The 12,346-nt window shown below is 45.6% G+C and carries 11 protein-coding genes; 5 read left to right on the top strand and 6 right to left on the bottom strand.

All coding sequences use genetic code 11. The features are described from left to right. Positions 1–54: 54 nt before the first annotated feature. Positions 55–1,419 (bottom strand): Do family serine endopeptidase, encoded by a 1,365-nt coding sequence (locus ACSUPM_RS01050; protein WP_374189992.1) that lies wholly within the window; start codon positions 1,417–1,419, stop codon positions 55–57. An 828-nt stretch (positions 1,420–2,247) separates the two neighbouring features. Between ACSUPM_RS01050 and ACSUPM_RS01045 the strand changes: the two genes are divergently transcribed. Next, on the top strand, positions 2,248–4,545 hold the full coding sequence (locus ACSUPM_RS01045) for a cation:proton antiporter (protein WP_025651087.1): 2,298 nt from the start codon (positions 2,248–2,250) through the stop codon (positions 4,543–4,545). A gap of 148 nt (positions 4,546–4,693) precedes the next feature. On the opposite strand, the gene tmk is transcribed toward ACSUPM_RS01045, so the two are convergent. Both tmk and mltG read right to left on the bottom strand, forming a co-directional pair. Further along, positions 4,694–5,326 carry a dTMP kinase gene (tmk, locus tag ACSUPM_RS01040; RefSeq protein ID WP_201566288.1) on the bottom strand — a complete coding sequence of 211 codons (633 nt, stop codon included), beginning with the start codon at positions 5,324–5,326 and terminating at the stop codon, positions 4,694–4,696. A gap of 133 nt (positions 5,327–5,459) precedes the next feature. Then, positions 5,460–6,755 (bottom strand): endolytic transglycosylase MltG, encoded by a 1,296-nt coding sequence (gene mltG / locus ACSUPM_RS01035; protein WP_025651089.1) that lies wholly within the window; start codon positions 6,753–6,755, stop codon positions 5,460–5,462. A 170-nt stretch (positions 6,756–6,925) separates the two neighbouring features. Between mltG and ACSUPM_RS01030 the strand changes: the two genes are divergently transcribed. Further along, positions 6,926–7,690 (top strand): DpnI domain-containing protein, encoded by a 765-nt coding sequence (locus ACSUPM_RS01030; protein WP_350588090.1) that lies wholly within the window; start codon positions 6,926–6,928, stop codon positions 7,688–7,690. On the opposite strand, the gene ACSUPM_RS01025 is transcribed toward ACSUPM_RS01030, so the two are convergent. Continuing rightward, complete coding sequence (locus ACSUPM_RS01025; RefSeq protein ID WP_025651091.1) at positions 7,682–8,206, bottom strand: hypothetical protein; 525 nt, start codon at positions 8,204–8,206, stop codon at positions 7,682–7,684. The genes ACSUPM_RS01030 and ACSUPM_RS01025 overlap by 9 nt on opposite strands. 195 nt (positions 8,207–8,401) lie before the next feature. Between ACSUPM_RS01025 and ACSUPM_RS01020 the strand changes: the two genes are divergently transcribed. Both ACSUPM_RS01020 and ACSUPM_RS01015 read left to right on the top strand, forming a co-directional pair. Further along, entirely contained in the window at positions 8,402–8,575 is a 174-nt protein-coding gene (locus tag ACSUPM_RS01020; RefSeq protein WP_227502332.1) for a DpnD/PcfM family protein, read from the top strand. A 118-nt stretch (positions 8,576–8,693) separates the two neighbouring features. Then, positions 8,694–9,365 carry a DNA-methyltransferase gene (locus tag ACSUPM_RS01015; RefSeq protein ID WP_265088506.1) on the top strand — a complete coding sequence of 224 codons (672 nt, stop codon included), beginning with the start codon at positions 8,694–8,696 and terminating at the stop codon, positions 9,363–9,365. Positions 9,366–9,383: 18 nt separating this feature from the next. Here the strand turns inward: ACSUPM_RS01015 and ACSUPM_RS01010 are convergent, their stop codons facing one another. Together ACSUPM_RS01010 and ACSUPM_RS01005 are read right to left on the bottom strand one after the other, a co-directional pair. Next, positions 9,384–10,373 (bottom strand): aminotransferase class IV, encoded by a 990-nt coding sequence (locus ACSUPM_RS01010; RefSeq protein ID WP_436880099.1) that lies wholly within the window; start codon positions 10,371–10,373, stop codon positions 9,384–9,386. Positions 10,374–10,388: 15 nt separating this feature from the next. Beyond that, positions 10,389–11,063: a hypothetical protein gene (locus ACSUPM_RS01005; protein WP_101212174.1), complete on the bottom strand. Its 675-nt coding sequence runs from the start codon at positions 11,061–11,063 to the stop codon at positions 10,389–10,391. A gap of 373 nt (positions 11,064–11,436) precedes the next feature. On the opposite strand from ACSUPM_RS01005, the gene aroE reads away from it, so the two are divergent. After that, a complete protein-coding gene (gene aroE, locus ACSUPM_RS01000) occupies positions 11,437–12,297 on the top strand; it encodes a shikimate dehydrogenase (protein WP_101212186.1) in 861 nt (286 codons plus the stop codon). The last annotated feature ends 49 nt before the right edge of the window (positions 12,298–12,346 follow it).

Here is a 12,346-nt window from a genome sequence, read left to right as displayed (position 1 = left end):
ATCAATGCTTATCGAGATACGTCATTTAAGCATAGTCGATTGACTATATGATAACTATTCAATACGCAGGCCAATAATACCAGGGATGCCTTGGCGCATGACTTCAATCGTTACCACACCCTTTTTGGGAAGTGAGGAGATAGCACTAGAAAAATCAGTGACCTTGGCAATAGGCTTTTGGTGAAAATTAGTAATAATATCTCCCGCCAAAATGCCCGAGCGCGCGGCTAAGCCTGTCGGGTCAACGGTCGTGACCAATATCCCTGTTTTATTGTCCACCGCCAGCTCTGCTTGCTCATCTGGGGTCAAATTGCGCAGACGTAAGCCTAATTGCACCTCATCATCTTGCTGCGAGCCGCTTTGTGCCCTGACATCATTTGGCGCATAAGTGAGCTTGCCTTTTACGAGCATTTGCTTGCCATCACGCTGAATCTGGGCGCTGAACGGATCATTGGGTCGCGCTCGATTGATCAGGTTCAATAAATCTGCAGCACGCATAATCTGCACATTATTGTATTGCAAAATGATGTCGCCTGCTTGTAGACCTGATTTTTGGGCGGGCGAGTCTGGTGAGACGCGGGTAAGTAGTGCGCCCTGTGGACGCGCTAAATTATACGCTTCCGCTAAATTACGATCGATGTCTTGAGGATAAATACCCATATAGGCACGTGCGACTTCGCCATTGGTTTTGAGCTGCTCGTAAATATCCATCGCCGCATCAATAGGAATTGAGAACGACAAGCCCATATAACCGCCCGTACCACTAAAGATACGTGAGTTAATACCGATGACTTCGCCGCGCTGATTAAATAATGGCCCGCCTGAGTTACCCGGATTTAATGCCACATCAGTTTGGATAAAGGGCACGCTGGTCTCACGTGAAAAGCTGCGAGACTTGGCACTGACGATACCTGCGGATGCCGAATAATCAAAACCAAAGGGCGACCCTATCGCCAATACCGGCTCACCTACCTTTAGACTGTCTGAATCACCAATCGGTAAGGCTGGGAACTGGTTGCCTGTGACTTTGAGCACCGCCACATCTGAGCGCTCATCGCTACCCACCAAGGTCACATCCAGCTCTGTTCTGTCATTAAGGGTCACGGTGATTTTGTCTGCACCAGCAACCACATGGTGATTGGTCAACATATAACCATCGGTGGTGACAAAAAAGGCGGTGCCATAAGCGTGTTCAATCGCAGGCGTCGCTGCTTGATCCGGAATACGTAAGCGATCTCCGAAGAACTGACGTAACAGCTCGGCGGTTTGTGCTTTGGCAAGCTCATCTTCACTGACCGTTTTGGTGACATTGACTCGTGCCACCGCTGGCGTCACTTGCTGTACTAAGTCAGAGAAGTCAGCAGTGGTGACCGCTGCTTGTACCTGAGACATAGTGGCTACATTAATACCTGTCGCCATTACCGTGCCGATAGCCAGTGCCAAAGTACTGCGTTGTAACCAACGCTGCATACGAATAGTAGATTGTGCTTGAAACATATTGATAGGCATATTGTCTCCATATGAGTGATTATTATTGTTAGCAACAATATTATCGCTATTATCGCCATAATAGATATAGCCAAATCCATATAAACCCGCTACATCGTCATCCTCGTTAACCATACTAAGGTATAGCCTGCATTCAGCTCCCTTATATCAAGGTTATTTAAATTCAACGATAGCAAGCTTGTCTAAATTTATAGGAATAGTCCTGACTGCTGGTCAGTTTACTACTTGTCTGCGAGTTTATGTAGTAGCGCCTGACCATGATGGCAAATATAAGCCGTTTTAATATGACGTCATACTGTCTTCTCATTTTTTGTAATCTTTGATATTGATATTGATATTGATATTAATAGTGCCGTTACCTACTCGTGTGTCAGCGCAGAACGATGGCGCGTGGCTATCACGGCAGACAGACCCTTGACATATATAAAATAAAATCATGATATGATAACAAACCTAATAAATTATTTAGCAAACAATAGTCAGCTATAATAAGGTGTTATTTACGGAACGCCAAGCAATTTGGCTTTTATCGCCTTTATTTTCCATCTTTTGTGTTTCTAGCATTGGTGTATTTAGCTTGAGACACTTTTGTCTTTGTTACTATATAGTATATATATCATCCATGATTCATGATGGCTATGGTTATTATTAATTTGCCGTTACAAAAGGTTTTTGACGGCTAACGATGACCTATTTTAATAGCTATACAGCATCACAAGATTATAAAAGGATTAATTTATGGATACCGCCCTATTATTATCCGGCGTGGTTGGGATTGGCATTGCCGCCCAATGGTTGGCTTGGTATTTAAAGCAACCATCCATTTTATTTTTATTACTTATTGGTATTATCGTTGGCCCAGTGCTCGGCGTATTCGACCCTGACTTGGTGTTGGGCGAGCTGATGTTCCCGTTTATCTCTTTGGGGGTGGCGATTATTTTATTCGAAGGCTCGCTAACGCTAGAGTTCGATGAAATCAAACAACACGGCTCGGTCGTGCAGATGCTGGTATCAGTCGGGGTACTGATCACCATTGCTATCGTGGCGCTGTCGACTTATCTATTGTTCGATGTCGATCCACTGATTGCGTTGCTGTTCGGTGCACTGGTCTGTGTGACGGGGCCAACGGTAATTATGCCGCTACTGCGTAGTGTGCGACCCAACAAGACCATCTCCAATATCCTGAAATGGGAAGGCATTATCATCGACCCCATCGGCGCTATCGCCGTGGTATTGGTCTACGAGTATATTATCTCAGGCGGCGAAGCCAGTAGTATCTTACTGTTTGCCAAAATCGTGGTACTTGCAACCGCGCTAGGTATGGCGGGTGCTTGGGTACTGGCGTTCCTCATGCGTCGGCATATGATTCCTGAGTTTTTGCGCAATGTCTTTACCCTTGCCTTTGTTTTGGTATTATTTTCAGTCTCAAACCATTTAGAGCATGAGTCGGGTCTACTGACCGTCACCGTATTAGGCGTTGCCCTCGCCAACTGGCCAAAATTCCCGCGCGATACGATTTTAGAGTTTAATGAATCGTTAACCATTTTATTAGTTTCAGTATTATTTATCATTCTTGCGGCTCGTGTTGAGCTTGAAAGTCTACTGCAGGTTGGTTTTGCGGGTCTAGTATTACTGGCTATCGTGATGTTCATCGCGCGTCCATTATCAGTATGGGCCTCTTCCATTGGCTCTAACTTAAAGACCAATGAAAAGTTAATGATTAGCTGGATTGGACCACGCGGTATCGTCGCTGCCGCTATCTCATCTCTGTTTGCGATTCGCTTGCAAGAATATGATATCCAAGGCGTTGAACTGCTAGTGCCATTGGTATTTTTGGTCATTATTGGTACGGTCATGATTCAGGGCTTGGGCGCAAAAATGGTAGGTAACCTGCTTGGTGTCCGTGAGCCTGAGACCAACGGTATCCTGATCGTCGGCTCCAACCCAATTGCCCTGCTCGTCGCCACCTCATTAAAAGAGCAAGGCTTCGATGTCATCGTCGCTCATAACAACTATACCAACATCGCGCGCGCGCGTATGAGTGGTCTGCGCACCTATTTTGGCAACCCCATCTCTGATCACGCCGACCATCATCTTGACCTCATTGGTATTGGTCATTTATTTGCCATGAGTATGGATAAAGAGATGAATACCTTGTCTGAGATTCATTACCGTCATGAGTTCGGTGAACGTAAGCTTTATCGCCTCAAGTTCAGCGACGAAAAAGTTAAAAGTGAGCGCGACGATAAGCAAGGTAACTTCCATTCACAGTGGCTGTTTGGCAAAGATGTCACCTACACCAAGCTTGCCAGTATGCTGTCCAGAAAAGCCCGTATTAAAATCACCAATATTACGGACAGCTATAGCTTTGAGCAGTATAAAGCTGACAATAAGCAATTCGTGCCGCTCTATACGCTAGACAAAGAAGGCAAGCTGCACGTCATCACGGACAAATTCGAAGGATCAGTACCGCGCGATCGCAAGCTGATTTCTTTGGTCGTTGATGATGAGGTACAGCCAAAGCCAGTAGACGTCACGCCAAAGCAAGAGCAAGCACGCGCTGCTGCAGATGCCAGCTTTGAAGCCAACTCTAAAGCGCCTGAAAAGCGTAAAGAAAAAGAGATGGTGGAAGAGATCGCTGATACGCCAGAACAAGAGCTAGCCGTCGCGACTGATAAAGACAGTGACAAGAGTGCCTCTAACAGCACTAATAATGCCAGTATCAAAGCGGCGGCAGCAAAGAGTGATGCTGTAAAGGAAACCACAAAGGCTGAAACCAATGAAAATCAGGACATAGAAGCTAAAGAGTCTTTTAACAGCCCCTCTAATAAAGGCGTGATGTCTGATAATTCAACGGCAACATCCAAGACTGCTAAGCCGACTACTAGCAATAGTGGTACAAACGGTAATGGTAATGCGCCGAAGATGAAAAGTGGTGCGCTCGACCCTAATCGCCTACCTGACTCAGATCATGACAATACCAATAGTGATGCGAAGATAAAGGATGCGGCAAAAAAGGCTGCGGATAAACCATAACGCTATTGTCTGAAAAGCTAACGAGCAAATAAAAAGCCCTCATAATGATTATGAGGGCTTTTTTATAGGGTGCTATTTGACGATGTTTGGCAAGATTTAGCCATTTTTAGCCCATTTAGATGACTATCGAATAAATTGAAGACGCGCTCTAGCTAAGATGAAATCGTGTCGCAACCGTTTGCCATACTCGCACACTTACTTCGTCAGCACTGCCTGAGGCGTCGATACGCTGGATACGCTCAGGCTGCTCGCCAGCAAGGACACTGAAACCTTTATGCACCCGAGTAAAAAACGCCGTCGCCTGCTGCTCAAAACGATCGGCAGCGCTACGTTTACCCGCCCGCGCCATGCCTTCCAATACTGGCAAATCCAACCATAGAGTCAGCTCGGGCAACTGGGTAACAAACTGACCGATAAGGCTGTCAATTTTGGCTCGTACCGCCTCATCACCATGCGCACGTCCAAAGCCCTGATAGGCAATGGTAGAGTCGGTAAATCGATCGCATATCACCCATTTACCACGCTGTAATGCGGGCAAAATTACTTGTTGCAGATGGTCACAGCGCGCCGCAAACATCAGTAGCAGCTCAGTATCATCATTAATTCTGGTATCAGGGTCTAGCAAAATAGCGCGCAACTGCTCTGCAAACGGGCTACCACCCGGCTCACGGGTACGCAGATAGTCGATACCATGCGCCTCTAGTCGCGCACATAACTGCTCGATAGCGGTGGTCTTGCCAACGCCTTCGGTACCTTCAAAGCTAATAAAGCGCCCTTGCATGGGCGCGGTATCTGTAATCTCAGGCGTGGCTTGAGCTGGGCTGCTGTATGCTAAGTTGGCTGCTATAGATGCTGACATACTATGACCTTATGTCATTGATGAGAATGGGCGTGGCTCTTCGGTACATACTGGCTTATGACGGCGGCGTTTGCGAGCGCTTTTCACGCATCACGCTCAGGTACTCTTTTACCGCCTGATTGTGCTCAGCCAAGCTATTGGTGAATTTGTGCCCACCGTTGCCTGTCGCCACAAAATACAACGCATCGCTATCCGCCGGATGTAAGGTTGCTTCGATAGAAGCCGCAGAAGGCAAGGCTATCGGTGTGGGCGGCAAACCATCAATTTGATAGGTGTTATACGAGGTCTTTTCGTCGATGTCTTTACGGCGAATATTGCCATCATAGCGGCTGCCCATACCATAGATAATGGTCGGATCGGTCTGCATGCGCATGCCTTTATCCAAGCGGTTTTTAAACACCGCAGAGACTAAAGGACGCTCTTCTGCCACGCTGGTTTCTTTTTCGATAATAGAGGCCATAACCAGCGCTTCATAAGGACTCTTATAAGGCAGGTCAGGCGCACGATTTTCCCATGCTTTGGTCAATGCCTGCTGCTGACGCTTGTACAAATCTGTCAATACCTGCTTGTCGCTGGTGCCCTCGCCGTAATAATAAGTATCAGGCGCAAACCAACCCTCAAGATTATGATTGACGATAGGGTCGTTACTATTGGTCACGCTGTCTGGCAATATACCTGCCAAATCTAAAGCCTGCGCGATACTAGCATTGCTAGCATTAGCGCCATTCACTGTCAGCACTTCTTTTTTGATAGTGTTATTATCACGTAGCGTTTGATATAGATCTTTAGACGTTTTGCCTTCGATAATTTGCACTTTTACCATCGCTGCTTTAGCCCCTTGCGCGAGCACTTGCAGCGCCTCAGCGATGGTTGGGTTCTCTGGTAATTGATAAATACCGGCATGTAATGGCGCGTCCACTTGCGACTTGATATAGAGCTTGGCAATGCTGGCAGAAAAAAGTGGAATCTGCTGTTGCCACTGCGGCAATAAGCCGTAATAGGTCTGACCTGACTCAATCGTCACCATTTGCTGCGGCTGCTCAATCCGTCCAAACAACGTCTGATAGACCATCACTAAGAAAAACGCGGCAATCAGCCCAAGCACGAGCAAGACTTGATAACCGCGCTGCATAAAGAACGACTGATTGTCTGCTTTATATTTACGTGGCTTACTTTTGCCGCTGATGAGCGAGACATCTGTTGCCGGTACGTCCTCTACTGCCGCCTCGTCGACGACTGGTCTAGCATCTGATGGCGTGCTAGCAACACGCTCGTCAACAGTTCCCGCTTGCTTATTGGATGGGGTATCATTAGGACGTTCAGGAGGCGTTTCAGGTGTGGGCGTGCTCATGGCAACTCGCGAGGCAGAAGTTTGCTAGAATTTAGCACTGAACCGTGCGCTTTTCAATGGTATTTGCTTAGCTTATGAATTATCTTGCTATTGATAGCAGTTTATATGGCTTAATACTTAGGCGTTTTTTTCAGTATTCTCAGCTTATCTATTAATAATGAAAATATCTTATGAACCTACATTTTAACCAAAGTCTTGCTAAAAACTATCACTCTGAACCTCAAAAAGTTCGTGTACTCAGTGAAGCATGGGTAAAAGAAAATAGTTACTGCACCAATTGTAGCGCCCAGTCGCTAGCTGAGTTTGCTAATAACAAACCTGTTGCTGATTTTTATTGCGAAAATTGTAATGAGCAATATGAGCTAAAAAGTAAAAAAGCCAAGTTAAGCAATGTTGTCAATGATGGTGCTTATAAGACGATGATTGAGCGTATCAATAGTAAGAACAATCCCAGCTTCTTCTTTTTAACCTACTCAAAAGAATACACCGTCAATAACTTTCTGATTATTCCCAAGCATTTCTTTACACCCGATATTATTGTTAAGCGTAAACCCTTATCAGTGACGGCAAAACGAGCAGGTTGGGTTGGTTGCAATATTGACTTACGCCAAGTACCCGAATCGGGCAAAGTATTTTTGGTCAAAGACCAACAAGCTATACCGCGTGAAAATGTCACTCAACAGTTCCAAAAGACTTTATTTCTACGCAAGCAATCTATGGCTTCACGTGGTTGGACACTCGATGTCTGGCAATGTATCGACCGACTCGATGACAGTTTTTCTCTCAATCAAGTTTATGCTTTTGCTGATGAGCTGCGGCTCAAACATCCTGAAAACAACCACGTAAAAGATAAAATCCGCCAACAGTTACAAGTATTACGAGATAAAGGCATCATTGAATTTGTGAGCCGTGGTCACTATCGAAAGTTATACTAGTCGCTTCTCGTTGTAGTGCTTAGGTTTTGGCTGTCCTTTTTTGTCACGGTATACATCGGCAATCAGCTCATCTCTATCATCCCATAATGGTAATCGCGCAGTAGCCACAAGACGCTGATGAAACTTATGCGCTGGATACTCCCAATCAATTTCATCATTGATTTTGAAAAAATGCACTCCACGATAGTCGATATAAGCATGCAATCGATTACGCACATAGCGATTCCACTGCCATAACAGCTGTACCGAGTTGCGTGCAGGTTTGGTAAAAGGAATTAGATTAACCGTCAATGCACACATCACCAATTCATCATTAGCAATAACGTCGATACCCTGCTCAATGACTTCTTCTCGCGTATGCGCATACTCAAACATACCTCCAAAAGCCAGTTGGGTGTAAGGCGACAAATGCACAATTTCATTAGGCTTAGCTTTGGCCAATCTACAAATTTCATCAAAAACCATTAAACGTCTGATTTGTATTGGAACCCTTACTTTTTCATATATGGAATGCATGCAGTATTGTCCTTTTAATCATTTCTATTGAAAAAGGATCATTGATCGATTTGCTTTATGACACAAGTCTGCGTAACAAAAGACGATCACTTCTTTTGAGCGCTTTTGCTAATCTAGTTGGTATAGATAACAAAAATAGATTTTGAATATGACAACTTGTAATTGTTGAGAATAGTTATGATAAGGACAGACGGTTTGAATATTTATCAAATAGAAGTAATCGAAACGATGAGTGCACTTATAGAAGTGGTTGCAGAAGATGGTGAAACTGCTCTGCTAAAAGCGCGAGAAGAATATAGAAGCGAGAATATTACTTTAGAACCTGATGATATGCTTGATACTGAATTTATTATCTTTGGCGTAGAATAGAATGAGTAGCTAGCTCAAACCTAAAGTAGCTCTCAGTACTTGTGAACCTTAATGGATAAGCGTATAGATAATAGTAGAGCGCTGGCTCTTAACCAGTACATTCAATAATGGTCTAACAGTGAAAAACGGTAAAGTCCAGTCAGTCAATAAAGGTCAGTGGGACAAGCTCATCAGTGACAATGATGCTTATAATTTTACCTATCAATGGTTATCTACTGTCCGTGAAAAAATGGCAGATAATGCAACTTTATGGGTCAGTGGCACACATCATAATATTTTCACTCTAGGTCGTATACTACCTGAGTTAGGCTTCAAAATACTCAATGTCATTACGTGGGAGAAAACCAATCCACCACCCAATTTTTCTTGCCGCTTTTTTACTCATTCGACAGAGTTTATCATTTGGGCAAGAAAATACCCTAAAATACCGCATTACTTCGACTATGATTTGATGAAACGATTAAATAATGACAAGCAAATGAAAGATGTTTGGCGTTTGCCAGCTATTGCCAAATGGGAGAAATCTTGTGGTAAACATCCAACACAAAAGCCTATGGCATTACTAGCGCAAATTATTTTAGCTTCCACCCAAAAAGATGCGTTAGTTCTCGATCCTTTTGCAGGTTCTTCCACAACAGGTATTGCAAGCAGTGTACTAGGAAGGCGCTTTATTGGTATCGAGCAAGAAACTGAATATCTGAAATTGAGCCAAGCTCGATATGAAGATCTTCAAAACGAAGGCAGGAAAGATTTTTTTAGACAGCATTTTTATCGTTTATTGAATAAATAAGATAGTAACTCACTCACTTTATAACCCCACCACTTCACCCGACAATAACCTCAAACTGCTCATCGGCATAATACCGCGTAACGCATTGCAAAAGAACAGTTGGCTTAACTGCGGCAAATCCTCATCTTGTAATGGTCTTATGATGGCTGGCTGCTCTGTACTGGATAGCCCATCGATGAGCGCTTGCCGCATCACGCCAGCGACGCCCGATTGTGCCATCGACGGCGTGTACCATTGACCAGTGCTCAGATAGTTGCCGTTGTTTTGAGGATGTGAAGGATTGGACGATTTTGCGAATGGCGATTCTGATAATTGATAGAACACATTACTCATCGTTCCTTCAACCCACTGCCCGCTCATATCACGCAGCAGACCTTCGCCAATATTTGGCTCTGTATTGGCTGGTAAATGCTTGGTTTGTAATGAATGGGACGTCAATTCTTGGGCTTTGATGCGTTGCAGCTCGGCGCTTGCCAGCACAGTATCGAGGCGATTTAAGCTTTTGAGTCCGGCCAGCGGTGGCGGTAAGCAAGCAATTTGAGAAGACAAACAAATGGCAGAAGCCACTGGTTGCACAGGCACTAAGCACCCATCAGGTAAAGACATCTGCTCAGCAGTGGCGAGAGGCATGGCGGAAGACTTGAGCCAGATCTCACACGCACTGCCGGACGTGCTTGGCGTATAACCATAACCACGGACATCTTGCACCGCGCGGGTGACGATAAGCTTAAGCATGCCTTGCTGCAAGTGCTTGGCCTGTCTATGCAAGGTAGCTAACAGTGTTCGGCTATCGATATCGAGATGCAAGGCACTGGCATGAGAGTCAAGACGCTGCTGATGATAGTCCGACCACAGTATCCGCCCGTCGATGACGCCCATAGTGGTAAAAAAGCCATCACCATATGCCAGTCCGCGATTGTCTAATGGCATGGTTAGCGCTGTTACTGCTGCGTCATCGCTCGCCGCGCTTAGAGGTTGCAGACGTAGCCAGCTGTTGGGCGGCGGCATAATGGCGGCCACCGTTTAGCTATTGTCTGTTTGCGCATCGGCTTTATTCAGCACCAGCATACAGCTGTAAAACTCACATTTCGCCAGCTCTATTTTTTGTCCACCGACGGTTTTATTCTTAATAATTTGACCGCCCAGCATATCAGCGATTAATTTTCCGCCCTCATCACCCATCAGCTGACGCGCTAGCATATAGGATTTTTTGGCATGGTTTTGACTCAGCTCTTTTTCTTTTTTTGAGTCGGTTGGATTGGCGTAATACCAACCAAGCTCCAGATATTTTTCGGAGTCGATAAGGTCTAAATAAGGCGCATCGGTATCCATAAAGCGATACTTAGAGGCCGAATTACTGGCGTAGTCTAGGCTGTTTTCGTCCGTGCTGACCACTTTACCAAAGGTCGACTTGATATCATCCAACGCATCAACCGTAAGCGGGTCTACTGGGGCAGCGCTCCACGACGCAACCTCATATTTTACTGGTATGCCTTGCTGAGCAGTGGCACCATCTAAGTCGGCGGTTTTGGTCGGAGTGGTTTGCGTAGAGGTATCCGCAGCGCTCTGTTCGCTAGTGCTTGCCGCACTGGCCTCTGGATTTTGGGCGTCTTCTTTGGTGCTATCACAGCCACTCAACGTCACGCCAACTGCCATTATCATACTGACCATCAAGGTCTGTAGGTTATTATTCAACATGGACAATTTACTCACACTTTTAGATTGGTCTCAAAATAGTATTAACGAGCTGGCAGATGTGCCACTGATAATGAAGAATGTTGTTATTAAAAAGCTTGGTTGTAACCTAGCAGTTCCTGGCGTCTATTGATATCGATTTTTATGCTCACTAGTTTACCCAACTGCTGAACGCTTGACTACCCTTTAGGTTACGGATACCGCTCCCAGACAGTACAGATTTGTTAAAGACCTCACGTCTTAAAACGCTGTGTTTAATCGTGTATTTATTCCTTAACCGCTCCATTTGTCAAACATAACGTTATCCCTTATGATGAGTGGGTTTGAATGCTTACCAATCTGACCACTCCATGCCCTTACTGCCAGCGGACTATTTATGACCCAGCACTTTATTGTTATTGGCAATCCGATTGCCCACAGCAAATCCCCTGCAATCCATACCCAGTTCGCCGCGCAGGCAGGGATTGAAATTAGCTATCAGCGCCAGTATTGTCCCGATGAGGCAGCCAGTTTTATGGCGGTTATTGAGGCGTTTTTTCATGGTGGCGGTGTGGGTGCTAACGTGACGGTTCCTTTTAAACAAGTCGCTTATGCGTGCTGTCAGGCACGTGGTGGCTTATCAGAGCACGCCAAAGTCGCTGGTGCGGTCAATACGATTCTGCTCAATAAAGCGCTATTAAAAAGCGGCGCGCCAATAGCAGAGGCACTATACGGCGACAATACTGATGGGCAAGGATTGGTCAATCATATCAGTAGCTTGGGTTGGCCGCTAGAGGGTGCACGCGTTGCCCTCATTGGCGCGGGCGGTGCGGCACGCGGGGTGATACTACCCCTGATTCAAGCAGGTATCGGAACCCTGACAATTGCCAATCGCACAGTGAGCAAAGCCTGTGACTTAGTCAGCGAGCTTAGCGCCGCCAGTACCTCTATTAGTCAGCAGCAGATTACCGCTTGTACCACTAGCGAGCTGCGCGGACAGTTCGATATTATTATTAATGCCACATCGATTGGTCTATCAGGTGAGACTTTGCCACTGAGCGACACCCTACACGGTCACTATGCTTACGACATGATGTACGGTCGCACGCTACCGTTCTTGGAGCATTTCGCGGCACGTGGTGCGCAAATATCAGACGGCTACGGCATGCTTATCGGTCAAGCCGCCTTAAGTTTTGAGCGTTGGACGGGTCACAGTATCGATGTAGTGCAAGCCACTAAAGCCCTCAACGTCAAATGACTTACACGACCATTTAGTGACTTGTTGTAAGAAAAGCAGAATTACAAAG

This window comes from Psychrobacter okhotskensis (assembly GCF_965638355.1).
Lineage (GTDB): Bacteria > Pseudomonadota > Gammaproteobacteria > Pseudomonadales > Moraxellaceae > Psychrobacter > Psychrobacter okhotskensis.
Note: the sequence above shows the minus strand (reverse complement) of the source record. Positions and strands in the feature narration are given on the sequence as shown.

Excerpts from the sequence above, each read along its gene's own strand:
- ACSUPM_RS01010 (WP_436880099.1), bottom strand. The coding sequence starts at position 10,373 with ATGCCGCCGCCCAACAGCTGGCTACGTCTGCAACCTCTAAGCGCGGCG.
- ACSUPM_RS01025 (WP_025651091.1), bottom strand. The coding sequence starts at position 8,206 with ATGCATTCCATATATGAAAAAGTAAGGGTTCCAATACAAATCAGACGT.
- ACSUPM_RS01005 (WP_101212174.1), bottom strand. The coding sequence starts at position 11,063 with ATGTTGAATAATAACCTACAGACCTTGATGGTCAGTATGATAATGGCA.
- mltG (WP_025651089.1), bottom strand. The coding sequence starts at position 6,755 with ATGAGCACGCCCACACCTGAAACGCCTCCTGAACGTCCTAATGATACC.
- ACSUPM_RS01030 (WP_350588090.1), top strand. The coding sequence starts at position 6,926 with ATGAACCTACATTTTAACCAAAGTCTTGCTAAAAACTATCACTCTGAA.
- ACSUPM_RS01045 (WP_025651087.1), top strand. The coding sequence starts at position 2,248 with ATGGATACCGCCCTATTATTATCCGGCGTGGTTGGGATTGGCATTGCC.
- aroE (WP_101212186.1), top strand. The coding sequence starts at position 11,437 with ATGACCCAGCACTTTATTGTTATTGGCAATCCGATTGCCCACAGCAAA.
- ACSUPM_RS01050 (WP_374189992.1), bottom strand. The coding sequence starts at position 1,419 with ATGGCGACAGGTATTAATGTAGCCACTATGTCTCAGGTACAAGCAGCG.
- tmk (WP_201566288.1), bottom strand. The coding sequence starts at position 5,326 with ATGCAAGGGCGCTTTATTAGCTTTGAAGGTACCGAAGGCGTTGGCAAG.